Raw genomic sequence first — 24,779 nt, 5'->3', positions numbered from 1 at the left:
GTTAGTCCTCCCCCAGGATCTGCGGCACCTTGAAACGCTGCTGCTCCTGGGCCGGGGCGCCGGAGAGCGCCTGCTCGGGGGTGAGCGACGGACGGACCTCGTCCGCGCGCATGACGTTGGTCAGCGGCAGCGGGTGGGAGGTCGGCGGTACGTCTTGGTCGGCGACCTCGGAGACGCGGGCGACCGCGCCGATGATGTCGTCGAGCTGACCGGCGAAGTGTTCGAGCTCTTCGCCCCTCAGCTCCAGACGCGCCAGCCGGGCGAGGTGGGCGACCTCCTCGCGCGTGATGCCAGGCATGCAGCGATCCTCAGGGTTCGGTGTGTGGGTGTGGCCCAATCCTATGGGGTCGCCGGGCCCCTCCGCGGCGGCCGGATCGAGCCCGGCCGCCGATTGAGGACAAAACGGCCGCCGGGCGCCGTCCCGGCCCTCCCCGTCCGGCCCGCCGGTGCCGCGGGGCGGCCGGCCCTGACCTCCGTCCGCCGTCCGGTGCCGGACGCCGTCCCGGTCCGCCGGGGAGCCGCCGGGCGCGACCGGCCCCGGGACGCCGCGCCCCGGGTCCTCCGCCCTGCGGTGCCCGCCCCGCCGGTGCCCTCAGGCCGTGGCCGGGCCCGGGTTGAGCGCGTGCCCCGCGGGCCGGGGCGCCTGCTCGGCCGCCGCCGGGGCGGCCGCGGCCTCCAGCTCCGACGGGCGGCGCCAGCCGTGCTCGCCCCGGGCGCGCAGCCAGGCCGTCGTCTCCTGCGGCGGCATGGCCGCCGCGACGAGCCATCCCTGCACCGCGTCGCAGCGCAGGTCCCGCAGCCGCTCCCAGGTCTCGTCGTCCTCGACGCCCTCGGCCACGACCACCAGGCCGAGCGAGTGGGCGAGGTCGATGGTGCAGCGGACGATCTCCGCGTCCTCGTTGTCCACGGCCAGCCGCGCCACGAACGACCGGTCGATCTTGAGCTCGCTCACCGGCAGCCTGCGCAGGTGTACGAGGGAGGAGTAGCCGGTACCGAAGTCGTCGAGGGACATCTTCACCCCGTGCCCGGTGAGCCCCGCCAGGGTGTCGGCGGCCCGCTGCGGGTCCTCCAGCAGGACGTGTTCCGTTATCTCCAGCTGCAGGGCCCCGGCCGGGACACCGTGCCGGGCGAGCCGGGCGGCGACGCTGCCCGCGAAACCGGGGGTGTGGACGTCGCGCGGCGAGACGTTGACGGCGACGGGGACCATCAGTCCCTGCGCCCGCCACCTCGCCACCTGGGCCAGCGCGGTCTCCAGCACGTACTCGGTGAGGTGGGGCATCAGCCCGGAGGACTCGGCGATGGCGATGAACTCGTCCGGGGGAACCCGCCCGCGCTCCGGGTGCACCCAGCGCACGAGCGCTTCGAGACCGGCCACCTGACCGTCGAACCGGACCTTCGGCTGGTAGTGGAGCTCGACCTCGCGGGCGTCCAGCGCGCGGCGCAGGTCGCCCAGCAGGCCCAGCCGGTCGGGGGTGTTGCTGTCGCGCTTGGACTCGTAGACCTCCACGCCCGTGCGGTCCCGCTTCGCCTGGTACATGGCCACGTCCGCGCGGCGGAGCAGGCCCTCGGCGTCCAGGGCGTGGTCGGGGTGCACGGCGACCCCGGCGCTGGCCTCCAGCACCAGGGTGAGCCCGTCCAGGTCGAGAGGGGAGGACAGGGCGGCGACCAGGTGGCGGGCGATGCGCTGGGCGCTGGTGATCGAGTCCGCGGTCGGCAGCAGCACGGCGAACTCGTCGCCGCCGAGCCGCGCGGCCTCCGCACCGCGCGGCAGGGCGAGCCGCAGCCGCTCCGCGATCTGGAGCAGCAGCCGGTCACCGGCGAGATGGCCGAGGGTGTCGTTCACGGCCCGGAACCGGTCGAGGTCGATGAGGACGAGCGCGGACCGCTCGCCGGTGGCGGCGGTCTCCTCCAGCGCCGTCCAGGTCCGCTCCAGGAGCCACTGGCGGTTGGGCAGTCCGGTGAGCGGGTCCCTCAGCTGTTCCTCGGCGCGCGCACGGGCTATCCAGAGCGTGGAGTCCAGGGCGATCAGCGGAACGGCGAAGAGCGGCAGCAGCACCGGCATGGCGGACGCCACCACGCAGATCAGCGGGGCGATGCCGAGCAGGGCGACCGCCACGAGTCCCTGGCGCAGCAGCGCGGTGCGGGCGACGGTCGGCAGTCCGCCGGTCTGCGACGCCCGGGCCAGCCAGAGCAGGAAGCGGGTGACGAGGAGGTACGCGCCGGCGGCGAGCAGCACTTCCGGTGCGGCCTCGATGCCCCAGTGGAGTGGTCGCCAGGGTGTCTCGACGCTCGCCACCTGACCGAAGGCGTCCAGGACGAGCGCGGCCGCGCCGATGCCGATGATGTCCACCGCGCCGTGCAGCAGCCCCTGCCACCAGCGGTGACGCCTGGCCGTCCCGACGAGCACCACGACGACGAGGCTGACCAGCCCGGCGGCCACCCAGCCGTAGAGGAGCAGGACGGCGAGGGTGAGGGCCGCGCCGGAGCCCGTGCCGCCCCACCAGCGGTCCCGCCCGAGGGCGACCAGGTGGCCCACGACGATCCCGGTGAGCACGGCGAGCGACCAGCCCGCGGTGCCGGACGGGAAGAGCGCGTCGCCCGCGTCGACCGTCCGGTACAACCCGGTCGCGAGCAGCACCGCGGCGGCCGCCACGACGAGGGCGCCCACTCTGGACGTGAGGCCCGCGAAACCCTGCAGCCGTGACACCGTTACGGCGCTCTCGGTCGGTTTCATTCCGTCCCTCTCACAGCCGGCGGTGCCGATGTCCCACGGTGACCCCCGCCCCGATGCCACCACGACCCCATCCCACCACGCGGCCGGGCACGGCAGGTGCACGTTCAACAGTAGGCGGAGGAGGGCCGTTGCGGGCAGCGCTCCGCAGGTCTTGCCCGAATGCGGCCCCGGTGTCCCGGGCTGTCTGATAGGCGCCGAACAGGTGACGCGTCCGCACCGGCCCGGACCCGCCGGCGCTCTCCCGTCCGCCTCGTGGGGATACTTCCCCTTCCCGCCCGCGGCCACGCGCCGTCCGGGTCCCGATCAGGCCTCGACGGGCACCGCGGCCTCCCGGGCCGCGTCCGGCCCCTGTCCGAGGAGCACCGCGAAGCCCTCCTCGTCGAGGACGGGCACCTTCAGCTGCACCGCCTTGTCGTACTTCGACCCCGGGTTGTCGCCGACCACCACGAAGGAGGTCTTCTTCGAGACGGAGCCGGTGACCTTCGCCCCCCGGCTCTGCAGGGCGTCCTTGGCGCCGTCCCTGGTGTGCGCGGTCAGCGTGCCGGTGACGACGACGGTGAGGCCCTCCAGGGGCCGCGGCCCCTCGTCCTCGCCGGCGCCCTCGTCCTCCATGCGGACTCCGGCCTCCCGCCACTTGCGCAGGATCTCGCGGTGCCAGTCCTCGGCGAACCACTGTTTGACCGACGCGGCGATGATGGGTCCCACGCCGTCCGCGGCGGCGAGCTCCTCCTCGGACGCCTCGTCGATCCGGTCGACGGAGCGGAACTGGCGGGCCAGTTCGACGGCGGCCACCGGTCCCACGTGCCGGATCGAGAGCCCGGTGAGGATCCGGGCGAGCGGGGCCGTCCGGGCCGCGGCGATGCCCTCCAGCATGCCGAGGGCGTTCTTCTTGGGCTCGCCCTGCTGGTTGGCGAAGACCGTGGCGATCTTCTCCTCACCGGTCTTCGGGTCCCGCTTGGGCAGTCCGCTGTCCGGGTCCAGGACGTACGCGCGGATGGGCAGCAGCCGGTCCACCGTCAGACCGAAGAGGTCGCCCTCGTCCAGCAGCGGCGGCTCCTCGGGCTCCAGCGGTCTGGTGAGGGCCGCGGCGGCCACATAGCCGAAGTGGTCGATGTCCAGGCACTTGCGGCCCGCCAGATAGGCCAGGCGCTCCCTCAACTGCGCCGGGCAGGAGCGGGCGTTGGGGCAGCGGAGGTCGATGTCGGCCTCCTTCATCGGGCGAAGCGGCGTCCCGCACTCGGGGCACTCGGACGGCATGACGAACGCACGCTCGCCGCCGTCCCGCAGGTCGACGACCGGTCCGAGGATCTCCGGGATGACGTCGCCCGCCTTGCGGAGCACGACCGTGTCCCCGATGAGGACGCCCTTGGCCTTCACCACGTTCTGGTTGTGCAGGGTGGCGAACTCGACCTCCGATCCCGCCACCTCGACCGGCTCGACCTGGGCGTACGGCGTGACCCGTCCGGTGCGCCCGACGCCGACGCGGATGTTGACCAGCTTGGTGTTGACCTCCTGCGGGGCGTACTTCCAGGCGATCGCCCAGCGGGGTGCGCGGGAGGTGGAGCCCAGCCTGCCCTGGAGCGGGATCTCGTCGAGCTTGACGACGACCCCGTCGATCTCGTGCTCGACGGACTGGCGGTTCTCCCCGAACCAGGCGATGAACTCCCGCACCTCGTCGAGGGACTCGACCACCTTGTTGTGCCGGGCGGTCGGCAGGCCCCACTCCCGCAGCAGGTCGTAGGCCTGGGAGAGCCGGTCGATGTCGAAGCCCTCGCGGGCGCCGATGCCGTGGACCACCATGTGCAGCGGGCGGGTGGCGGTGACCTTCGGGTCCTTCTGCCGCAGCGATCCGGCCGCCGCGTTGCGCGGGTTGGCGAAGGGCTTGTCGCCGGCCTCGACCAGCCGGGCGTTGAGGACCTCGAAGGCCTCCATGGGGAAGAAGACCTCGCCGCGGATCTCGACGAGCGCGGGCACGTCGTCGCCGGTGAGGCGGTGGGGGATCTCGGCGATCGTGCGGACGTTGGGGGTGATGTCCTCCCCCGTGCGGCCGTCGCCGCGGGTCGCCGCGCGGGTCAGCCTGCCGTGCTCGTAGGTGAGGTTGACGGCGAGGCCGTCCACCTTGAGCTCGCACAGGAAGTGGTGTCCGCCGCCGCCCACGTCCTTGGCCACGCGCTCGGCCCAGGCGGCGAGCTCCCCGTCGTCGAAGGCGTTGTCCAGGGAGAGCAGCCGCTCCCGGTGCTCCACGGAGGTGAACTCCGTGGTGTAGGGGCCCGCGACCTTCTGGGTCGGTGAGTCCGGTGTGCGCAGCTCGGGGTGTGCGTCCTCGATGGCCTCCAGGGCGCGCATCTGCCGGTCGAACTCGGCGTCGTCGACGACCGGCCGGTCCTTCACGTAGTACCGGAAGCGGTGCTCCTCGATCTGCTCGGCGAGGCGTGCGTGCCGCTCCCGCACCTCCGCCGGCACACCCGTCAGCTGCCGCGCCTGCTGTTCGCCGGCCATCGTCCGTTCCTCCCGTTGCCCCGTTGACTTCCGACCCGGACTCCCCGTCACTCAGGGTTGTCCGCGAGCGACCTCGCGGCCCGGGCGCAGTGGGCGAGCGCGGCGCGCGCGTACCCGGGCGACGCTCCCGCAAGACCGCAGGACGGGGTGATCACGACGGACTCGCTGAGAGTCCCCGGATCCAGCCCCAGCCTGCTCCACAACGTCCTGACCTCCTTGACGCTACCGCCCGGGTCCGACAATGCGGCCGATGCGGTGTCCAGGCCGGGAACCACGCCGAGGAAGAGCTGGGTACCGCCTTCCACGGCCTCCCCGATCGCCTCCTCCTCACGCTCGGTGAGCAGGGAGAAGTCGAAGGAGACCGCATCCGCCCCGGCGCGCCGCAGCAGGGCGAACGGCACCTCGGGGGCGCAGGAGTGGACGGCGGTGGGCCCGCCGCCGTTCGCCGCGAGCACCTCGCGCAGGGTTCCCTCGACGACCTGCCGGTCCACCGCGCGGTAGGTGCGGTAGCCGCTCGCGGACCTGATGCGCCCCCGCAGCACGGCGGTGAGGGAGGGTTCGTCGAGCTGGAGCACGACCTCGGCGCCGGGGACCCTGCGCCGCACCTCGGCGAGGTGGGAGCGGAGTCCTTCGGCCAGCGAGCCGGCCAGGTCGCGGCAGGCGCCCGGATCGCCCAGCATGGCTTCACCGCCCCGCAGTTCCAGTCCGGCGGCGAGGGTCCAGGGGCCGACGGCCTGGACCTTCAGCAGCCCTGCGTAGCCCTGGGTGAACTCCTCCAGCGCGTCGAGGTCCTCGCCCAGCCAGGAGCGGGCCCGGCGGGTGTCGCGGCCGGGTCGGTCGCTGATCCGCCAGCCGCTGGGCTCGACGTGGCCGTACATCTCGGCGAGCAGGCCGACGGTCCGTCCGGTCATGTCCGCGCCGGGGCCCCGCGCGGGCAGCTCCGCCAGGTACGGCAGGCCCCGGCCGTCCGCGAAGGACCCGGTGACGGTCTTGGCCGCCTCCCGGGCGTCTCCCCCCGGCATGGACCCGATCCCGGTGGCTGCACTCGCGCTGAACCCGCTCTTCTCACTCACGCGGAAAGCGTACGGGCCCCGGGGGCCGGGCCCTCCGTGGCCACCCGGGCGTCAGCGGCCGGGGCGGACCGTCAGGTCGTTGATCTCGGCGTCCCGGGGCAGATCGAGGGCCAGCAGGATCGTGGCGGCCACGGACTCCGGGTCGATCCAGCGCGCCGGGTCGTACTCCTTGCCCTCCTGCTGGTGGACCTTGGCCTGCATGGGGCTGGCGGTGCGGCCCGGGTAGACCGAGGTGACCCGGACCCCGTTGCCGTGCTCCTCGTGGCGCAGCGAGTCGGCGAGCGCCTTGAGCCCGTGCTTGCTCGCGGCGTACGCACCCCACTCGGCGTGGGCGGCGAGTCCCGCCCCGGAGTTCACGAGGACCACGTGGCCCTGGGCGACGCGGAGCTGCGGCAGCATCAGCCGCGTCAGCTCGGCCGGGGAGACCAGGTTGGTGTTGAGCTGGTGGTGCCAGGCCTTGGGGGTCAGGTCGCCGATCGTGCCGAGCTCGACGACGCCGGCGATGTGCAGCAGCGAGTCGAGGCGCTCGGGCATCGGCTGGTGGCCGAACGCCCAGGAGAGCCGGTCGGGATTGCCGAGGTCGCCGACGAGCGTCCCGGCCCCGGGGTGGAGGGCGGCCAGTTCCTTGGCGCGTCCCGCGTCCCGGGCCAGCAGCAGGAGCTCGTCGCCGCGCTCCAGGAGGCGGCGGGCGACGGCGGCGCCGATGCCGGAGCCGGCACCGGTGATGAGGTGAGTAGGCATGCCCTCATGCTCGCATCAGGGCGGACCGGCATCACCGCAGGCCTGCCGGTCCCGCCGGGGGCCGGGGGGCGTCCCGGTCGGCGCGGGGCCGGTCCGGCCGGGCCGGCCCTCGGGCGAACCGGTCCGCGGACGGGCGAGGCCGGGCCGGTTCGTGCCGGGGCCGGGCCGGGCGCGTGCCGGCCCGGTGGTCAGCGCAGCCCGGCCGACTCCTCCAGGTAGGCCAGCGCGCCGACACCGTCCTTGGCGAAGAAGACCAGCTCGGTGAGGGGCAGCGGCAGGAAGCCCTCGTCCTCCATACGCTGGAACTGCTGGTGCAGGCCGTCGTAGAACCCGGCGGTGTTCAGCAGGACGACGGGCTTGGTGTGCTTGCCGTGCTTCTTCAGCTCCAGGATCTCGGTGGCCTCGTCGAGCGTCCCCGTGCCGCCGACCATGATCACGACCGCGTCGGCCTTCTCCAGGAGCAGCGCCTTGCGCTCGGCCAGGTCCCGGGCGACGACCATCTCGTCGGCGTTCGTCCGCGCCTTCGCCGCGAGGAAGTCCACCGACACCCCGACCAGCCGCCCGCCGGACTCCTGGACGCCGTCGGCGACGACCTTCATCAGCCCGCTCTCCGACCCGCCCCAGACCAGGGTGTGCCCGCCCCGGCCCAGCAGTTCGGCGAACTCGCGGGCGGGCACGGTGTAGCGGTCGTCGAGGTCGGCGGCGGAGAGGAAGACGCAGATGTTCATGCGCCCACGGTACGGCCGGCGGCGGGAAGAAACCGGGCGCCCCCGGGGCTGAACCCGGTATGAGCTCACGCACCGGACACACCATCACCGTCGAACCCTCCGCCACGCACGTGCGCGCGGTGCACGAAGGGCGGCTGCTCGCCGAGAGCAGGCGCCCGCTGGTGCTGCGCGAGACGGGCTGCCCCGACCGCTACTACCTGCCGCCCGAGGACGTGCGTACGGCGCTGCTGTCCCCGTCGGACACCCGGACCCACTGCCCGTTCAAGGGGGACGCCGCGTACTGGTCGGTCCCGGGCGCCGCGGACCTCGTCTGGGCCTATCCGGAGCCCCTGGCGGACGTCGCCGCGATCAGGGACCACTTCTGCTTCTACGCCACGGAGGTCGTCGCCGACTGACCGTCAGAAATATTTCTCCGCACCGGCGATGAGTTCCGGGCGGCCCGGCAGTCCACCCTCACATGGACAAGACTCTCTCCGGTGACGGCACGTCGATCGCGTACCGCCGACGCGGCGACGGGCCGCCGGTGATCCTGGTCGGCGGGGCCCTGAGCACCGCGGCGGACGAGGCGCCGCTGGCGGCGCTGCTGGCCACGCGCTTCACGGTCGTCACCTACGACCGGCGGGGGCGCGGGGCGAGCGGCGACGGCGGGCCGTACGCGCCGCTCCGCGAGGTCGAGGACCTGGCGGCGGTCGCGGCGGCGGTGGGCGGGCGCGTCTCGCTGTTCGGCATGCTGTCGGGCGGCGCGCTGGCCCTGGAGGCGCAGGCCGCCGGGCTGCCCGTGGACCTGCTCGCGGTGTACCAGCCGCCGTACTCCCCCGGCCCGGACGGCCTGCGGCGGGCGTCCCGCCGCACCGCGCTGCTGCGCCGGCTGCTCGCCGCGGGCGACCGGGCCGGGGCCGTGGAGCTGCACCTGTCCCTGACCGGGGTCCCGCGGGAGACGATCGCCCGCATGCGCCGGGCGCCGCTGTGGTCCGGCCTCGAAGCGGTGGCCCACACCCTGGCCCACGACGACGCCCTGCTCGGCGACGGCTCGGTCCCCGCCGCACGGTTCGCGTCCGTCACCGCGCGCACCCTGGTCGTGACGGGCGGCTTCTGCACCGAGGAGGCGCGGGCTGCGAGCCTGGCCCTCGCGACGGCGGTCCCCCGGGCCAGGCAGCGCACCCTGACCGGTCAGACCCATGAGCTGGCCCCGCACGCGATCGCCCCGGTGCTGGCGGAGTTCTTCGCCCGCCGGGTGCTCGCCGGCCGGGTCGCCTGACCTCTTCGCGCGGGTCGCGCCCGTACAGGGGTCGGACGTGACCCGCGCGGAGAACCGCCCGTCAGCCGGCCGCTGCGGCCCGCTCCCGGCGCACCGTCGTGGCGATGGTGGCCGAGCCGACGACGCGCGTGCCGTCGTACAGCACCACCGCCTGGCCGGGCGCCACGCCCCGGACCGGTTCGGTGAAGGTGACCGACAGGATGCCGTCGGTCAGCTCCGCCGTCACCTCGGTCTCGCCGCCGTGGGCGCGGAGCTGGGCGGTGTACGTGCCGGGGCCGGAGGGGGCGGTGCCGCACCAGCGGGGCCTGATCGCGGTGAGGGCGGTGACGTCCAGGGCCTCGGCCGGGCCGACCGTCACCGTGTTGTTCACCGGGGAGATGTCGAGGACGTAGCGGGGCTTGCCGTCGGGGGCCGGGTGGCCGATGCGCAGGCCCTTGCGCTGGCCGATGGTGAAGCCGAAGGCGCCCTCGTGGGTGCCGACCTTGGCGCCCTCCTCGTCGAGGATGTCGCCCTCGGCCGGGCCGCCGAGCCGGCCGGCCAGGAAGCCCTGGGTGTCGCCGTCCGCGATGAAGCAGATGTCGTGGCTGTCGGGCTTCTTGGCGACCGCGAGGCCCCGGCGCTCGGCCTCGGCCCGGATCTCGTCCTTGGTGGTGAGGGTGTCACCGAGCGGGAACATCGCGTGGGCGAGCTGCTTCTCGTCCAGCACTCCGAGGACGTAGCTCTGGTCCTTGGCCATGTCCGAGGCGCGGTGCATCTCGCGGGTGCCGTCGTCCTTCAGCACGACGGTGGCGTAGTGGCCGGTGCACACCGCGTCGAAGCCGAGTGCGAGGGCCTTGTCGAGCAGCGCGGCGAACTTGATCTTCTCGTTGCAGCGCAGGCAGGGGTTGGGGGTGCGCCCGGCCTCGTACTCCGCGACGAAGTCGTCCACGACGTCCTCGCGGAAGCGTTCCGCGAGGTCCCACACGTAGAACGGGATGCCGATGACGTCCGCCGCGCGGCGGGCGTCCCGGGAGTCCTCGATGGTGCAGCAGCCGCGCGCGCCCGTACGGAAGGACTGCGGGTTCGCGGAGAGGGCGAGGTGCACACCGGTCACGTCGTGCCCCGCCTCGGCGGCTCGGGCCGCGGCGACGGCGGAGTCGACTCCGCCCGACATGGCGGCGAGCACGCGGAGGGGGCGCTGGGAGGTCTGAGTCATAGCCCGTCCAGAGTACGGGGCCGCGGGAACCGAATGCTCGCGGCGGAGCGTTGTGGAGCACATGGGGAACAACGGAAGTGCCGGGTCACCGGAGAAGGGCTCCGGTCGCGGCATCAGCCGGCGCACACTGCTGATCGGCGGCGGGGCGGCCGCGGCGGCGGGCACGGCGGCGCTGACCGCCGACGAGATCCGGCGTCTGTGGTGGCGGGTGCCGGGCGTCGAGAAGCCCCGCAAGGAGGGCGAGCTCGACTACGCCCCGGCCCGCTGGATCGCGGCATCCGAGGCGAACTGGCGGCGGGCCGACCGCCCCGACGACTACGGCGTGGACCGGGTGATCGTCCACGTCACCCAGGGCAGCCTGGCCAGTGCGGTCAAGGTCTTCCAGGACCCGGCGCACCAGGCGGCGACGCACTACCTCGTCGGCCAGGACGGCCGTGTGACGCAGATGATCCGCGAGCTGGACGTGGCGTACCACGCGGGGAACCGCTCGTTCAACGAGCGGAGCGTCGGCATCGAGCACGAGGGCTTCGTGGACCGCCCGGAGGACTTCACGGCGGAGATGTACGCCTCCTCCGCGAAGCTGACCGCGGCGATATGCGAGCGGTACGCGATCCCGGTGGACCGGGAGCACATCATCGGGCACATCGAGGTCCCCGGCGCGGACCACACCGATCCCGGGCCGCACTGGGACTGGCCCCGCTACATGAAGCTGGTGCGCGCGGCCTCCACGGGCGGGGCGCCGGCTAGCTGAGTCCGGCGTTCCTGGCCCGGTCGACGGCGGGGCCGATCGCCCGCGCGAGCTCCTGCACGTCCCCGGGGGTCGAGGTGTGGCCGAGCGAGAAGCGCAGGGTGCCGCGCGCCAGCGCGGGATCGGTGCCGGTGGCCAGCAGCACATGACTGGGCTGTGCGATGCCCGCGGTGCAGGCGGACCCGGTGGAGCAGGCGATGCCCTGGGCGTCGAGGAGCAGCAGCAGGGAGTCGCCCTCGCAGCCGGGGAAGGTGAAGTGGGCGTTGGCGGGGAGCCGCCCGCCGGGGGCCGGGTCGCCGCCGAGGATCGCGTCGGGGACGGCCGCGCTCACGGCGGCGGCGAGCTCGTCCCGGAGCGCGCCGGTCTCCCGGGCGAAGCGCTCGCGCCCGTCGGCGGCGTGCCGCCCGGCGACGGCGAACGCGGCGACGGCGGGGACGTCGAGGGTGCCGGAGCGGACGTGCCGCTCCTGTCCGCCGCCGTGCAGGACGGGCACGGGGGTCTGGTCGCGCCCGAGCAGCAGCGCGCCGATGCCGAACGGGCCGCCGATCTTGTGCGCGCTGACCGTCATCGCGGCCAGCCCGGACCGGGCGAAGTCGACCTCCAGCTGCCCGAAGGCCTGCACCGCGTCGGCGTGCATGGGCACGCCGAACTCGCGTGCGACCTCCGCGAGTTCACGCACCGGCATGACGGTGCCGATCTCGTTGTTGGCCCACATCACGGTGATGAGGGCGACGTCGTCGGGGTCGCGGATCAGCGCCTCGCGCAGCGCGTCCGGATGCACCCGCCCGTGTCCGTCGACCGGGAGGTGTTCGACGGTGGCGCCCTCGTGCTCCGCGAGCCAGTCCACGGCGTCCAGGACGGCGTGGTGCTCCACGGGGCTGGTCAGGACGCGGGTGCGGCGGGGGTCGGCGTCGCGCCGGGCCCAGTAGAGGCCCTTCACCGCGAGGTTGTCGGCCTCGGTGCCGCCGGAGGTGAGGACCACCTCGCTGGGGCGTGCGCCGAGCGCTTCGGCGAGGGTCTCTCTGGACTCCTCGACGGTACGGCGGGCCCGGCGCCCGGCGGCGTGCAGTGAGGACGCGTTGCCGGTGACGGCGAGCTGCGCGGTCATCGCCGCGATCGCCTCCGGAAGCATCGGCGTGGTCGCGGCGTGGTCGAGGTAGGCCATGGTGGGGACGATTCTACGAGCCCCTGCTGCGGGGCGTGCCGAGGGCTTCGCCGCCGGCGGCCGCGGCCCCGGCTCAGGCCCGCTCGTGCGGCCCGGGCAGCGGGGCCCGGGCGCCCCGGGGAGGCTGGAGCGGGCGGCCGAGTCAGCCCGCGAGGCCCCAGGAGACGGTGCCGTTCACCGTGACCAGGACGGCGAGGACCACCAGGTCGGCGACGCCGAGGGCCAGCCCCAGCAGGGCGCGTCCGCGGCGGGTGGTGGAGCGGGCGAGGGCGACGACCGCCATGACGATGGCGACCGGCCCCAGCAGGATGTTCATCACCAGGAGGCCGAGCAGCCCGAGGACGAACGAGGCGACGGCCAGCCCGTCGGCCTCCCGCCCGGCCGGCCGGGTTCCGGCGGGAGGGGCCCCGGCCGGACGCGCGTCCGCCGGACGGACCTCGGCCGGCCGCGCGCCCTCGGGGCCGGCCCCCTCCGGACGGGTTGTGCTCGGGCCTCCGCCGGTCTCGGGAGCGCCGCCGGTCACGGCAGCGTCGGCGGTACGGGCGTCGCGCGGTGCGGTGCGTGCGGTGGTGAGTGCCATGGTGAGGGCTCCTTCGCGTCAGCGGGTGCGGCGGGCGAGGCGTTCGCGGACGCCGAAGACCGCGAGCCAGAGGCCGATCACGGCCGCGGCGGTCAGGGCCACGGGGAGCGGGAGGTGGGCGACCGCTCCGAGGACGACCCCCAGCAGGAGCAGGGCGGCGACGAGGACGAGCATGTCCGGCCTTTCTGCGAACTTGAGAGTACGACTGTTCACTGACTTATGAGTCTAGACCCTTCAGCTCTTCCACGGCCCGGAGAACGGTTGTTTACTGAATGGCATGAGTCACACCACCGGCATCCGCCAGGCCCAGAAGCTGAAGACCCGGCAGGCGCTGCTCGACGCGTCCCTGGAGCTGCTGGAGCACCAGAGCCTGAGCAGTCTGGGACTGCGCGAGGTGACACGCGCGGTGGGTGTGGCCCCGACCGCCTTCTACCGTCACTTCGACGACACCGCGGCCCTGGGCGTCGCCCTCGTCGAGGAGACCCTGGGGAGCCTGCACGGCATGATCGGCGCGATCCTCGCCGAGACCGGGGACAGCGAGGAGCGACTGGACCGCAGTGTCGAGCTGATAGCCCGCCACGTCACGGCGCAGCCCGCCCACTTCCGCTTCATCGCCCGCGAACAGCACGGCGGGGTCGGGCGGGTGCGGGCGGCCATCGCCGCCGAGCTGCGCGGATTCGCCGAGGAGGTCGCCGAGGCCCTGGGCACGGAGGCCGAGTCGGCGGGCTGGGGCCGGGAGGACCTGCTGATGCTGGGCGGGCTGTACGTCGACCACATGGTGCTCACGGCGTCGGCCCTGCTGGACGCCGGCCCGGAGGGTGAGCGGGAGGTCGTCCGGGTGGCGCGGCGCCGGCTGCGCCTGGTCACGCTGGGCCGGGCCCACTGGCTGGACGCGCCCTAGCACCGGGGGCCACCCGCCCCTCCGCATCCGGGGCCGCACCACGCCCCCCATCCGACGGCGCGGCGCACGCTCGGCCGCTCCCGCCACAGGGGAGACGGCCGGCCGGTCCGCGCCCTCGGGGCGGGGCTCAGCCGCGCGGCGCCCGGGCGAGCTGGCGGGACTGGGCGACGAGGCGGCCGGCACCGTCCCACACGTCCGCGTCCTCCTCCAGGAAGCCGCCCGCGAGGTTGCGGGTGGTGATGGAGACGCGCAGCGGACCCGGGGCCGGGCGGCACCGGATGTGGACGGTGAGTTCGATGGTGGGCGTCCAGCCCTTCAGCCCCAGCTCGAAGGAGGTGGGCGGCAGGGCGTCCACGGCGAGGAGCAGGGACAGCGGATCGGCGTCGCGGCCGTCCGCCAGCCCGAACCAGCCGCGCATCTCCCCCTTGCCGGACGGTGCGCCGACCGCCCAGCCCACCGTCGCCGGGTCGAGCCTGATGTCCAGCCGCTCGGTGATGGCGGAGCTGCCGGGGATCACCGGCGCGCCGTCGCTCGCCCCGAGGCACTGCTCCAGCGGCGGGACGGCCGGGGGTTCGGCCGACGTACGGACCTCGTCGCTCAGGCCGTCCAGGTCGCCGTAGGTGGCCAGCACCCGGATGCGTTCGACCTCCGTGCCGTCCTCGGCGTACTGGAAGAGCGAGGCCTCGCCGGTGGAGAGGGTGCGGCCGGTGCGGACCACCTGGGTGCGGATCACCGCCGGCCCGGGCACGGACGCCGTGAGGTAGTGCGCGGACACCGAGAAGGGGTCGGAGTGCGGGAGCGCCTCGCCGAGCGCGCGGCCGAGCAGGGCCAGCAGATAGCCGCCGTTGACGGCGCGGATGATCGTCCAGCCCGCGGAGAGCTCGGCGTCGTAGACGCCCTCCTCCCGGAGCGTGACGGCGGTGTCGCGGTCGAACTCGCTGTCACCGATGGTCGCCCGTACCGCGGGCGACTCCTGCGCTGCTGCCTGTGCCATGGCATGCACCGTACACCGATCGTATTACTGAGCGGTAGCTTCTTGTTGCCGTCAGATGACGTCCGCGTTCTCCTCCGCCTGCGCCGAGCGCCGGTTGTAGGCGCGCGGCGCCCGCCAGTGGAAGCGCATGGCCAGCAGCCGCAGGACGAACCCGGCGATCGCGGCGGCCCCGCTGGTGTAGGCGTTCAGCGCGTCGAACCGGATGCAGAGGACCACCGTGACGGCTCCGACGATCGCGGGCACGGCGTACAGGTCGCGGTCCCAGCGCAGCAGCGAGGGCACCTCGTTGGCCAGGACGTCGCGCAGCACACCGCCGCCGACCGCGGTGGCCAGCCCGAGGGCGGCGGACGAGGTGAGCCCGAGACCGTACTCGTAGGCCTTGATCGTGCCGGAGACGCAGAAGAGACCCAGGCCCGCCGCGTCGAAGACGTTCACACCGACCTGGATGCGTTCGACGTGCGGGTGCAGGAAGAACACCAGGCCGGCGGCGAGCAGCGGGGTCAGGAAGTAGCCGAGGTCCGTGAAGGCCGCCGGGGGGAGGGCGCCGATCATCACGTCACGGAAGATCCCCCCGCCCAGCGCTGTCACCTCGGCGAGGACCGCGATGCCGAAGACATCGAAGTTCTTGCGTACGGCGAGCAGGGCTCCCGAGATCGCGAAGACGAAGATTCCGACGATGTCGAGCGCATGCTGGACGGAGGGGGTGAAGAGTTCGTTGAGCACCGGGCAATTGTGCCCGCACTACGCCTTCGGCTCGTCCTCCGCATCGGCGGACGGAGCGGAGGTGCTCCCGCCCTCGGGCGCGGCGGCGGCCTCGGCGGTCCTCTCCGGTCCCTCCGGAGCGGCGGTCCCGGACGACGCGGCGGAACCGGACGACGCGGCGGAACCGGCCGACGCGACGGGTCCGGAGGGCGCGCTCGCCGGCTCCGCCTCCGCCTTCCCCGTCTCCGCGGCCGTGACCTCGGCCGTCTCCGTGGCCTCAGCCGTCTCGGCAGCCGTGGCCGGTGCCGTCTCCGCGGCCTTCGCCGTCCCCGACGGCTCCGGCGCGCCCGCCGAGCTCACCGTGATGACGTCCGCGACGAGCGGAGCGTCCCCCGGTGCCTGGTCCTCGCCGTTCTCCGGGTGGTGGCAGGCCACCTGGTGCCCGGTCTTCAGCTGGAGCAGCGGCGGTTCGGTGGTCGCGCAGACCTGCGTGGCCTTCCAGCACCGGGTGTGGAAGCGGCAGCCGGACGGCGGCGAGATCGGCGACGGCACGTCGCCCTTGAGCAGGATGCGGTCGCTCTTGGCTCCGCGCCGGCGCGGGTCCGGGACCGGCACGGCCGACATGAGGGCCTTGGTGTACGGGTGCATGGGCGCCTCGTACAGCGAGGTGCGGTCCGCCAGCTCGACGATCTTGCCGAGGTACATGACCGCGATCCGGTCCGAGACGTGCCGGATGACCGAGAGGTCGTGCGCGATGATCATGTACGTGAGCCCGAGCTCGTCCTGGAGGTCGTCCAGCAGGTTCACCACCTGCGCCTGGATCGACACGTCCAGCGCGGAGACCGGCTCGTCCGCGACGACCAGCTTCGGCTTCAGGGCGAGCGCACGCGCGATGCCGATGCGCTGGCGCTGGCCGCCGGAGAACTCGTGCGGGTAGCGGTTGTAGTGCTCGGGGTTGAGCCCCACCAGCTCCAGGAGCCGCTGGACCTCCGCCTTCACACCGCCCTCGGGCTTGACCCCCTGGAGCCGGAAGGGGGTCCCGACGATCCCGCCGACCGTGTGGCGCGGGTTCAGCGAGCCGTACGGGTCCTGGAAGATCATCTGGATGTCGCGGCGCATCGGACGCAGCCGACCCGCCGACAGGTGCGTGATGTCGCGCCCCTGGAACTCGACCTTGCCGCCGGTCGGTTCCAGCAGGCGGGTCACCAGCCGGCCCATGGTCGACTTGCCGCAGCCCGACTCGCCCACGACGCCCAGGGTCTCCCCGGGACGCACGTCGAAGGTGAGCCCGTCCACGGCCTGGACCGCGCCGACCTTGCGCTTCAGCACGCCCTTGGTGATCGGGAAGTGCTTGACGAGGCCGTCGACCTTGAGGAGCGGCTCGGACCCGTCCGACCCGGCCGCGGAAGACACGGGAGTCTTCTTGTTCAGATCAGTCACAGCTTCGGCGCAATCTCTTCGGTCCAGATACGGTCGCGCTGCTCACGCGACATGTGGCACGCGGAGTAGTGCCCGTCGCTGACCTGCTGCAGCTCCGGACGCTCGGTGCGGGTGATGTTGTCCGGCGGGACGTCGGCGTACGGGCAGCGCGGGTGGAAGGCGCAGCCCGACGGGACGTTGATGAGACTGGGCGGCGAGCCCTTGACCGGGATGAGCCGCTCGGTCTGCTCGCGGTCGATGCGGGGCATCGAACCGAGCAGGCCCCAGGTGTAGGGGTGCTGCGGCTCGTAGAACACCTTCTCGGAGGCGCCGCGCTCGATGCAGCGTCCCGCGTACATCACGAGCAGGTTGTCCGCGATCTCGGCGACGACGCCGAGGTCGTGGGTGATCATGACGACCGCGGAGCCGAACTCCTTCTGCAGGTCGCGGATCAGGTCGAGGATCTGCGCCTGGACGGTGACGTCGAGGGCGGTCGTCGGCTCGTCGGCGATGAGCAGCTGCGGGTTGTTGACCAGGGCCATCGCGATCATCGCGCGCTGGCGCATACCGCCGGAGAACTGGTGCGGGTAGTCCTCGTAGCGGCGGTGCGGCTCGGGGATCCCGACCCGGTCGAGCATCTCGACGGCACGCTTCTTCGCCGTCTTCTTGTCGACCTTGTTGTGGACCCGGTGGGCCTCCACGATCTGCGCGCCGATGCTGTAGTACGGGTGCAGGGCGGACAGCGGGTCCTGGAAGATCATGGCCATCTTCTGGCCGCGCAGACGGCGCACCCGCTCGGGGCCGGCGCTGATGAGCTCCTCGCCGTCGAGCCAGATCTCGCCGCCGATCCGGGCGCGCTCCGAGGTGTGGAGCCCCATGATCCCCAGGGAGGTCACGGACTTGCCGGAGCCGGACTCGCCGACGATGCCGAGGGTCTGGCCGGCCTTCAGGTCGAAGCTGACGCCGTCGACGGACTTGACCAGACCGTCGTCGGTGTCGAAGTGGACGCTGAGGTTGCGGACGGACAGGAATTCCTTGTCGTCGCCGGACCGCTGTGCCGGAACGGCGTCCGCCGCCGGGGAGTCCTTCTTGATTGCGTCGCTCATGAGAGCCTCACCCGGGGGTCGATCGCGGCGTACACGAGGTCCACCAGCAGGTTGCAGATGACGATGAAGAAGGCCGCGACCAGGGTCACGCCCATCACCTTGGGAAGGTCGGCGGTGGTGACGCCCTGGATGGCGAAGGCACCCAGCCCCTGGAAGGAGAAGACGCGTTCGGTGATGACCGCGCCGCCGAGCAGCAGCGCGAAGTCCATGCCGAAGATGGTGACGAGCGGGGTCAGCGCGGAGCGCAGCCCGTGCTTGACGACCACCTTGCGTTCCTGGAGGCCCTTGGCCCGCGCCGTTCTGATGTAGTCCTCGCCCATCGTCTCCAGCATCCCCGCACGGGTCAGCCGGGCGTAGAGCGCGGAGTACAGCAGGGCGAGCGTGCACCAGGGCAGGACCAGACTGCCCGCCCACTCGACGGGACTGTCGGCGAAGGGCACGTACTCCCCGTTGCCGAAGAGCGCCAGCACGACGAGACCGGTGAAGAACATCGGCAGCGAGACGCCGGCGAGGGCGACGCCCATGGACATGCGGTCGAAGAACGAGCCCCGCTTCAGGGCGGAGACGACACCGATCGCCACACCGGAGACGACCCAGATGACGGCGGCACCGACGGCCAGCGACAGGGTGACCGGGACACGGTCGACCAGCTGCGGCCAGATCTCGGTGTGGGTCTTGAAGGAGTAGCCGAAGCACGGGGCGTTGCAGGTGACCGGGTCGGGGCCGAACTGGTAGTCGGCGCCGACGACGATGCCCTTGACGAAGTTCCAGTACTGCAGGTAGAGGGGCTGGTCGAGCCCCAGGTTCTTCTTGACCGCGGCGATGACGTCGGGGTCGGGGCTCTTCCCGACGTACTGGGCGGCCATCGAGTCGAGGGTCTGTCCGCCGAGGCGGGGCACCAGGAAGAAGATCGCGAATGTGACTGCGCTGACCACCAGCAGCAGCAACACCGCGGCGAACACGCGTCGAATGATGTACGCAGCCACAGCCGTGCGGCGCCGGGCGGGCGGACGGGGTACGCCCGCCGGCCCGGCGCCTTCACCTGCCTTTCAGGGGATGCTGTCGATGAACAGGTGTTACTTGGCGGACGTCATCAGCACGTAGTCGTACATGCCGAGGTACGCGTCCGTGACGGTGACGTTGGCCGCCGAATCCGGGCGGTAGAGCAGGTTCTTGCGGTAGAAGAGCGGAACGACCGAGGCGTTCTCCATGACCTTCTGGTCGACCTCGCCCCACGTGGCGTTGCGCGCCTCGGTGTCGACGGTGCCGATGCCCTTGACGAGGAGTTCGTTGATCGCCTTGTCGTCGAGCTCCATCAGGTTCGTGCCACCGGACGGCTTGATGGCCGAGCCGTTCACGATCTGGTCGAGGAAGCCGAAGCCGGTCGGCCAGTCGGCACCCCAGGCCATCATCATCATGCCCGCGTTGTTCTTGTGGACCCAGTCCGGGACACCCGCGAAGTCCGTGAAGTACTTGTCCGCCGGGAACTGCTTGATCTCGGCGGTGACGCCGATCGCCTTCAGGCTGCCCTGGAGCTGCGTGGCGGCGGTGATCTCGTCAGGACGGTCCGAGCGGGCCGTCAGCGTGGTCTTGAAGCCCTTGGGCTTACCGCACTTGGCCAGGTGCTCCTTGGCCTTGGCGACGTCACCCTTGCTGCCCTCGGACGGGTACAGGTCGAACTTCTTGTACCCGGCGACGGTGGGCGGGATGACCGTGGTGGCCGGGTCGCCCTTGACCGAGCCGCCGATCGAGTCGACCATGCTCTGCTTGTCCACGGCGTACTGGACGGCCTTGCGGCACTCGACGTTGTCGAACGGCTTCACGTTGACGTTCAGCGCCAGGTACTGCAGGGCGCCCGCGTACGGGTTGTCCGTCTTCGCCTTCTCCGCGGCCTTCACCAGGACCTTGGGCTGGGTCTTGGACTGCAGACCCGTTCCCTCGGCGCCGACGGTGATGACGTCGTTGAGCAGGTGGTCGTCGATCGTCGTGGCGTTGATGTTGAACTTGAGCTCGACCTTGTCCGCCAGCGCCTTGCGGATCGGGTCCGACTTCGGGTCCCACTCCGGGTTGCGGACCAGCGTCGCACCCTTGCTCTCGTCGTACGCCGAGAACTTGTACGGACCCGAGGAGACCATCTTCTGGACGTAGCTGGCGCCCGTGTCGGCCTTCTGCGGCACCGGGGCGGTCTGCGAGAACGCCGCGAGGTAGTCCATGTCCGCGAACGGCTTGTTGAGCTTGAAGACGATCGTGTGGTCGTCCGGCGTCTCGATGGACTTGAGGCCCTCGGCCGACTTGTCCTTGTACGGACCCTTGTACTTGTCGCCGCCCTCGAGGTACGCCTTGAAGTACGTCGGGCCGTTGGACAGGGCCTCCGGCGCGAAGTTCGAGCGCTCGACGGCGTACTTGACGTCCTTCGAGGTGACCTCGGTGCCGTCCTCGTACTTCACGCCCTTGCGGAGCGTGTACGTCCAGGTCTTGGCGTCATCGCTGGCCTTGCCCAGACCCGTCGCGAGGTCGGGGACGACCTCCAGGCTCTCCTTGCCGGCGGCCGGCTTGAAGGTCACCAGCGAACGGCCGTACAGGCGGGAGAAGTTCTGCACCCAGCCGTAGTACGTGTTGCCGGGGTCCAGGGAGTCCGGACCGCTCGCGTGCTCCAGCGTGACCGTTCCCCCCTTCTTGTCGGTCGCGTTGACGATGCTGGTCAGACCGGCGTCAGCCTTGACGTTGCCCCCACCGCCGTTGCTGTCACCGCCCGAGTCGCTGCCGCTGCAGGCCGATGCGCCGAGCGAAACCGCCACGGCCACGGCTATGGCCGCTGCTGTCTTTCTGTTCTGCATGCTGAGGAAAGCCCCCTCGCTAGTCCGGTGCGGCACTGCCGCGATTACTTGCCACGAGGGTCGAGTGCGTCACGCAGCCCGTCCCCCAGCAGATTGAAGGCCAGCACGGTGATGAAGATCGCCATACCGGGGATGACCATGAACATCGGGTCCACCTCGTAGAGGTCGACCGCCTGCGTGAGCATGCCGCCCCAGGACGCCTGCGGCGGTGCGATGCCGACGCCGAGGAAGGACAGGGAGGCCTCGAAGAGGATGTTCGTGGGGATCAGCAGCGTCGCGTAGACGAGGATCGGCGCGATCAGGTTGGGCAGCAGCTCGCGGAAGAGGATGAACGGGCCGCGTGCGCCCAGGGACCTGGCGGCCTCGACGAACTCGCGCTCGCGCAGCGACAGGGTCTGCGCGCGCACGATGCGGCCGATGTAGGGCCAGCTGAAGAAGCCGATCACGAAGATCAGGACCGCGATCCGCAGCGTGAGCCCTTCCATCCCGAAGGCCTTGCCCTGGAGGGAGGCGGAGATGGAGATCGCGAAGAGGAGCAGCGGGAAGGCCAGGAAGGTGTCCATCAGGCGGCTGATGAAGCCGTCGATCCAGCCGCCGTAGAACCCGGCCACGACGCCCATGACGACGCCGATGACGACGGAGAGCAGGGTCGAGCCCACGGCGACCACGAGGGAGACCCAGGAGCCTTCGAGGATGCGGGCCAGGATGTCGCGTCCGGTCTGCGGTTCCACACCCAGGGGGTGGTCCCAGCTGATGCCCCCGAGGGAACCCTTGGGCGCCAGCAGGACCGGGTCGACCAGGCTCTGGTTGAACGCGTTGGGGTCGAGTCCGAGCAGCGACTGCAGCGGCTTGGACGCCACCGCGACGAGGATCAGCAGCACGACAACGATGCCACCGGCCATCGCGGCCTTGTCCCGCTTGAAACGCGTCCAGGCGATGCGGCCGAGCGAACGTCCCTCGATCTCCTTGCGCCCGGCGCCTTCCAGCACCGTCTCGGGCCGCGCGTCCGCCCCGGTGGTCTCGATCGGTGCCGTCATTGCGTTGGAGACCCCTCTCGGCCGACGGTGGCCGGCCTGTGAACCGCCGCTGTAGCGGCTCTGACGAAATGTGACACATGTGGCGATGTACGACTGAACAGCCCTGGTTTGAAAAGGGCTCGCGCCGGGCATGGACCACCTGCTGCGAGGAGTCTTCAGCCACTTCGCGATCAACCGCCAGACCTGACGGCGAATGTTTGCATAACCGTGATGCTGTCCAAGGGCTTCCGTTATCCGGACAGCTGTGCTTCCTGAGCGAACTCCCCGGCCGTGGAAGCCCTGTTGCGGAGAAGCCGTTCAACCGCACCCGGGCAGCCGGGTAGAGCCCCTGGTCGGACCGGTCCGCCGGAGCGGACCCACTTCATCCTAGGAGACGTGCGGAGCGCCGCCGGGGACCGGCGGGTAGCCGTAACCGGCGGCCGGAGGCGCCTGGACGTGCGCCTCCCGGTCGTAGAACGGCCGGGAGTTGGCGTTCAGCCACATCGCGACGGGATCGTACTCGTCGGACAGCGAGACGGTGGAGACGGGCAGCCCCTCGGGGACCACGCCGACCGACTCGCGCATCATCGCGCGGACCGCGTCGACGGACGGCCGGCCCGTGTCGTAGAGGTCGAGCCCGATCGCGAGGTACGGGACACCGAGCGCCGGCTGCACCCAGGCGCGCCGCAGCGCGCGGACCGCGGGCGTGCGGTGGGCGTTCTGCGAGAGCAGGGCGTAGAACTGCGGGATGTCGACGGCGGGTTCGGTGAGCCGCAGCGGACCGGCGGGCATCCGGTCGAGGCCGGTGGCGATGCGCCGCAGGTCCAGCCACGGGATGCCGACGCCGCCGCCGGGGGCGTGCGGGTTGAGCCAGATGCCCCACCGGTCGGGGAAGAGGGAGCGCGCGATGTCACGGCCGGTGGTCACCTCGTGGGCCCTGCTCCAGCCGCTGGCCGAGAGCTCCTGGGCGGAGGTGACGCACGGGGCGTAGCCCGCGCCGTCGACCTCCATGTTGCCGTACTGGGCGTCGGGGGAACCCGCCGTGCCGTGCCAGAGCAGCATCCAGACCTGGCCGTCCGCCAGGGACCGCAACAGGGCCTCGTACGCGTCGAGACGCCCGGGGGTCACTTGGCGAAGCATGTGCTCGACCTGCCCGGCCGCCGCGGTGCCTGACGCACTCACCCTGGGTCCCGCCCCTCTACGATCCGCTGTTGCGCGTGCTGCGCGGTGCTGTGGTGCCGCTCCCGGGCACACGGGGCGGCCTCGTCATCCAACCAGCTTATGCGCCGGTCCCGACACCGTCCCGACGCCACGGTGCGGCCGGGGCCCCGGCGTTCAGTGCCCGTCGCGCCGGTAGAACGGGCGGACCTTCTCCAGCATCCAGTCGCCGACGGGGTCCTGCGCCACCTCCAGCAGGACGAGGTTGACCGGCCAGGGCACCTGGACCCGGCCCAGGGCCCGGCCCAGGGCGTCCAGCGGGACGCTCTGCTCCGCGGTCTCCCCCGCGGCGAACTCGACGCCGACGAACAGGGCGGGGCTGTCGCCCTCGATGCTGGCCAGCGCCCTCCGCCCGGTGCTCACCACTCCGGTCGCCCGGAACTCCGCGGACACCTCGGCGAGGAAGTCGACGGGGTCCTCCTTCCAGTCCGGCTCGTACAGCCGCACCCGGCCGCCGCTCGCGGGGCCGTCCAGCACGGTGCGCCCGGCCCGGCAGAGCTCGGCGACGGCGGCCGGCGGCAGGGGGACCCCGACGGCGCCGCCGGGGTTGACCGCCATCCCGAGCTGCGGGGGCAGTCCACGGGCGAACTCGCGGGCGGGCGCCACGGTGAAGGAGAGGTGGGAGCCGACGCACTGGAGGAACTGCGCCTCGGAGCTGAACACCGGGACGTAGGCCCCGCCGTCTATCTCGACCGTCGGCAGGTCGAGGTCGGTGCTGCCGGGGCCGCCGCCGTTCGGCAGGGGCACCCAGACGTGGCTGCGGCCGAGGACCTCGACCAGCCGTCCGCCGGCCCCGGGCACGCCGAGCGAGGCGCTGAGCGTCTCCTCGAACTCGTTGGCGGGCCATCCCTGCGACGGATACGAAGGGGCCTGGGCCTGAGCCGGAATGTCCACGGTGTCTGTGTCCCTTTCTCGCCATGCGGTGCGGTCGAAACCTTAGACCGCACCGCGGCGCGCCCGCAGGGCCGCAGGCGGGAGCGGTGCCCCGGCCCGCCGTACTGTCCAGATACCGGACAGCCGGCCGGCGGGGCGCGAACTGTGCGTATGCGAACGGTGACACCGCCGATCGCGCCCCGGAGCCTCCGGGGCCCGGCCGCGGCTACCGCTCGGGGAAGGAGATGCGCCCGATGCCCGCCGCCGCCTCCCGGTCGAGCAGCACCGCCGAGGCGCACCCCGGCGGCAGCACTCCGCTCCCGGTGTCGCGGAGCAGCCGGCCGACCGCCCGCCGGTGCCGGGCGAAGGCGTAGCCGGACACCCCGCGGCCCCGCTCCCGCTGCCCCCGGCGGGCGACCTCGGGGGTGACGTCGAGCAGGACGAGGTGGAGGGCGCCGTGCCTGCGCAGGGCCTCACGCGCCAGCCAGCGGCGCACCCAGGTCTGGGTGCCGCAGTCGTGGACGACGACCGGGCCGCCCGCACGCAGGGCCCGCAGCAGCCCCGCGTAGTGCGCGGCGCGCACCAGGGGCCGGTAGAGGGCGTACGGCAGTAAGACGGGCAGCGCGTCCTCCCAGCGGTCCCTGGTGTCCTGGGAGTCCACCGCGTGCTCCCGGGCCGTCCGCCGGATCAGGGTGGACTTCCCGCTGCCGGGCAGTCCGGAGACCACCACCACGTCCCCCGCCGGGAAGTCCAGGACGCACGGCCCCCCGCCGCCCAGTCCCCGCAGGTCGCGCACCGCCGGCGGGTGCCCGCCCAGCGGCTCGCGCGCGGGTGCTCCGGGCTGCCGGGGCATCGCACCGCGTGCCGTCCCCGCGGTGGTCGCAGAGTGCTGCAACGTCATCGCCTTCCCCCTGCCGAGTCGCCCACTGACCTGCCCCCAGAAGTGTAAAGAAAAGGTAATGCGGCACAACCGCTCCGGGCGGTCCGTGTCG

General features: G+C 72.5%; 24 protein-coding genes. 4 read left to right on the top strand and 20 right to left on the bottom strand.

The window, feature by feature from the left end:
- Window position 1 precedes the first annotated feature (1 nt).
- The 6 genes from gatC to ABZ172_RS19040 all read right to left on the bottom strand — a co-directional run bounded on the left by gatC (window position 2) and on the right by ABZ172_RS19040 (window position 7,775).
- Window positions 2-298, bottom strand: a complete 297-nt coding sequence (gatC, locus tag ABZ172_RS19065) for an Asp-tRNA(Asn)/Glu-tRNA(Gln) amidotransferase subunit GatC (protein ID WP_356884884.1) — start codon at window positions 296-298, stop codon at window positions 2-4.
- Window positions 299-592: 294 nt separating this feature from the next.
- Window positions 593-2,734: a bifunctional diguanylate cyclase/phosphodiesterase gene (locus tag ABZ172_RS19060; protein WP_356884883.1), complete on the bottom strand. Its 2,142-nt coding sequence runs from the start codon at window positions 2,732-2,734 to the stop codon at window positions 593-595.
- 303 nt (window positions 2,735-3,037) lie between these two features.
- Complete coding sequence (ligA, locus tag ABZ172_RS19055; RefSeq protein WP_356884882.1) at window positions 3,038-5,233, bottom strand: NAD-dependent DNA ligase LigA; 2,196 nt, start codon at window positions 5,231-5,233, stop codon at window positions 3,038-3,040.
- Between the two features lie 47 nt (window positions 5,234-5,280).
- Entirely contained in the window at window positions 5,281-6,306 is a 1,026-nt protein-coding gene (locus ABZ172_RS19050; protein ID WP_356884881.1) for a methionine synthase, read from the bottom strand.
- A gap of 51 nt (window positions 6,307-6,357) precedes the next feature.
- Window positions 6,358-7,047 (bottom strand): SDR family oxidoreductase, encoded by a 690-nt coding sequence (locus tag ABZ172_RS19045; RefSeq protein WP_356884880.1) that lies wholly within the window; start codon window positions 7,045-7,047, stop codon window positions 6,358-6,360.
- 188 nt (window positions 7,048-7,235) lie between these two features.
- The gene (locus ABZ172_RS19040; protein ID WP_356884879.1) at window positions 7,236-7,775 is read right to left on the bottom strand and encodes a TIGR00730 family Rossman fold protein; all 540 of its coding nucleotides are present in this window, start codon (window positions 7,773-7,775) and stop codon (window positions 7,236-7,238) included.
- A gap of 59 nt (window positions 7,776-7,834) precedes the next feature.
- On the opposite strand from ABZ172_RS19040, the gene ABZ172_RS19035 reads away from it, so the two are divergent.
- Both ABZ172_RS19035 and ABZ172_RS19030 read left to right on the top strand, forming a co-directional pair.
- Window positions 7,835-8,170, top strand: a complete 336-nt coding sequence (locus ABZ172_RS19035) for a DUF427 domain-containing protein (RefSeq protein WP_356884878.1) — start codon at window positions 7,835-7,837, stop codon at window positions 8,168-8,170.
- Window positions 8,171-8,232: 62 nt separating this feature from the next.
- Window positions 8,233-9,033 carry an alpha/beta fold hydrolase gene (locus tag ABZ172_RS19030; protein ID WP_356884877.1) on the top strand — a complete coding sequence of 267 codons (801 nt, stop codon included), beginning with the start codon at window positions 8,233-8,235 and terminating at the stop codon, window positions 9,031-9,033.
- Between the two features lie 61 nt (window positions 9,034-9,094).
- On the opposite strand, the gene mnmA is transcribed toward ABZ172_RS19030, so the two are convergent.
- Window positions 9,095-10,228 (bottom strand): tRNA 2-thiouridine(34) synthase MnmA, encoded by a 1,134-nt coding sequence (gene mnmA / locus ABZ172_RS19025; RefSeq protein ID WP_356884876.1) that lies wholly within the window; start codon window positions 10,226-10,228, stop codon window positions 9,095-9,097.
- A 61-nt stretch (window positions 10,229-10,289) separates the two neighbouring features.
- Between mnmA and ABZ172_RS19020 the strand changes: the two genes are divergently transcribed.
- Window positions 10,290-10,979, top strand: a complete 690-nt coding sequence (locus ABZ172_RS19020) for a peptidoglycan recognition family protein (protein WP_356884875.1) — start codon at window positions 10,290-10,292, stop codon at window positions 10,977-10,979.
- Here the strand turns inward: ABZ172_RS19020 and ABZ172_RS19015 are convergent.
- The 3 genes from ABZ172_RS19015 to ABZ172_RS19005 all read right to left on the bottom strand — a co-directional run bounded on the left by ABZ172_RS19015 (window position 10,972) and on the right by ABZ172_RS19005 (window position 12,934).
- Window positions 10,972-12,141, bottom strand: coding sequence for a cysteine desulfurase family protein (locus ABZ172_RS19015; protein ID WP_356884874.1), 1,170 nt, complete (start codon window positions 12,139-12,141; stop codon window positions 10,972-10,974). The two genes, ABZ172_RS19020 and ABZ172_RS19015, sit on opposite strands and share 8 nt — an antisense overlap.
- 142 nt (window positions 12,142-12,283) lie before the next feature.
- Window positions 12,284-12,664: a DUF4190 domain-containing protein gene (locus ABZ172_RS19010; RefSeq protein WP_356884901.1), complete on the bottom strand. Its 381-nt coding sequence runs from the start codon at window positions 12,662-12,664 to the stop codon at window positions 12,284-12,286.
- Between the two features lie 75 nt (window positions 12,665-12,739).
- Window positions 12,740-12,934, bottom strand: coding sequence for a hypothetical protein (locus tag ABZ172_RS19005; RefSeq protein ID WP_356884904.1), 195 nt, complete (start codon window positions 12,932-12,934; stop codon window positions 12,740-12,742).
- Window positions 12,935-12,998: 64 nt separating this feature from the next.
- On the opposite strand from ABZ172_RS19005, the gene ABZ172_RS19000 reads away from it, so the two are divergent.
- Window positions 12,999-13,622, top strand: a complete 624-nt coding sequence (locus tag ABZ172_RS19000) for a TetR family transcriptional regulator (protein ID WP_356884873.1) — start codon at window positions 12,999-13,001, stop codon at window positions 13,620-13,622.
- A gap of 127 nt (window positions 13,623-13,749) precedes the next feature.
- Here ABZ172_RS19000 and ABZ172_RS18995 read toward each other — a convergent pair whose 3' ends face one another.
- The 10 genes from ABZ172_RS18995 to ABZ172_RS18950 form a co-directional block, all read right to left on the bottom strand.
- Window positions 13,750-14,616, bottom strand: coding sequence for a thioesterase family protein (locus ABZ172_RS18995; protein ID WP_356884872.1), 867 nt, complete (start codon window positions 14,614-14,616; stop codon window positions 13,750-13,752).
- A gap of 51 nt (window positions 14,617-14,667) precedes the next feature.
- Entirely contained in the window at window positions 14,668-15,339 is a 672-nt protein-coding gene (locus ABZ172_RS18990; RefSeq protein ID WP_356884871.1) for a trimeric intracellular cation channel family protein, read from the bottom strand.
- A gap of 18 nt (window positions 15,340-15,357) precedes the next feature.
- Entirely contained in the window at window positions 15,358-16,758 is a 1,401-nt protein-coding gene (locus tag ABZ172_RS18985) for a dipeptide ABC transporter ATP-binding protein (protein ID WP_356884870.1), read from the bottom strand.
- Window positions 16,755-17,843: an ABC transporter ATP-binding protein gene (locus ABZ172_RS18980; protein WP_356884869.1), complete on the bottom strand. Its 1,089-nt coding sequence runs from the start codon at window positions 17,841-17,843 to the stop codon at window positions 16,755-16,757. Before ABZ172_RS18980 ends, ABZ172_RS18985 begins: the two co-directional genes overlap by 4 nt.
- Complete coding sequence (locus ABZ172_RS18975; protein ID WP_356884868.1) at window positions 17,840-18,829, bottom strand: ABC transporter permease; 990 nt, start codon at window positions 18,827-18,829, stop codon at window positions 17,840-17,842. The genes ABZ172_RS18980 and ABZ172_RS18975 overlap by 4 nt, the downstream gene beginning before the upstream one ends.
- 90 nt (window positions 18,830-18,919) lie before the next feature.
- Window positions 18,920-20,680 (bottom strand): ABC transporter substrate-binding protein, encoded by a 1,761-nt coding sequence (locus ABZ172_RS18970; protein ID WP_356884867.1) that lies wholly within the window; start codon window positions 20,678-20,680, stop codon window positions 18,920-18,922.
- A 44-nt stretch (window positions 20,681-20,724) separates the two neighbouring features.
- Entirely contained in the window at window positions 20,725-21,717 is a 993-nt protein-coding gene (locus tag ABZ172_RS18965) for an ABC transporter permease (protein ID WP_356884866.1), read from the bottom strand.
- A 366-nt stretch (window positions 21,718-22,083) separates the two neighbouring features.
- Window positions 22,084-22,878 carry an enhanced serine sensitivity protein SseB C-terminal domain-containing protein gene (locus ABZ172_RS18960; RefSeq protein ID WP_356884865.1) on the bottom strand — a complete coding sequence of 265 codons (795 nt, stop codon included), beginning with the start codon at window positions 22,876-22,878 and terminating at the stop codon, window positions 22,084-22,086.
- A gap of 153 nt (window positions 22,879-23,031) precedes the next feature.
- On the bottom strand, window positions 23,032-23,808 hold the full coding sequence (locus ABZ172_RS18955) for an enhanced serine sensitivity protein SseB (protein WP_356884864.1): 777 nt from the start codon (window positions 23,806-23,808) through the stop codon (window positions 23,032-23,034).
- 205 nt (window positions 23,809-24,013) lie between these two features.
- Complete coding sequence (locus ABZ172_RS18950; RefSeq protein WP_356884863.1) at window positions 24,014-24,688, bottom strand: AAA family ATPase; 675 nt, start codon at window positions 24,686-24,688, stop codon at window positions 24,014-24,016.
- Window positions 24,689-24,779 lie beyond the last annotated feature (91 nt).

Origin of the sequence: Streptomyces sp. NPDC006296, from assembly GCF_040613235.1 — a bacterium.
Lineage (GTDB): Bacteria > Actinomycetota > Actinomycetes > Streptomycetales > Streptomycetaceae > Streptomyces.
Note: the sequence above shows the minus strand (reverse complement) of the source record. Positions and strands in the feature narration are given on the sequence as shown.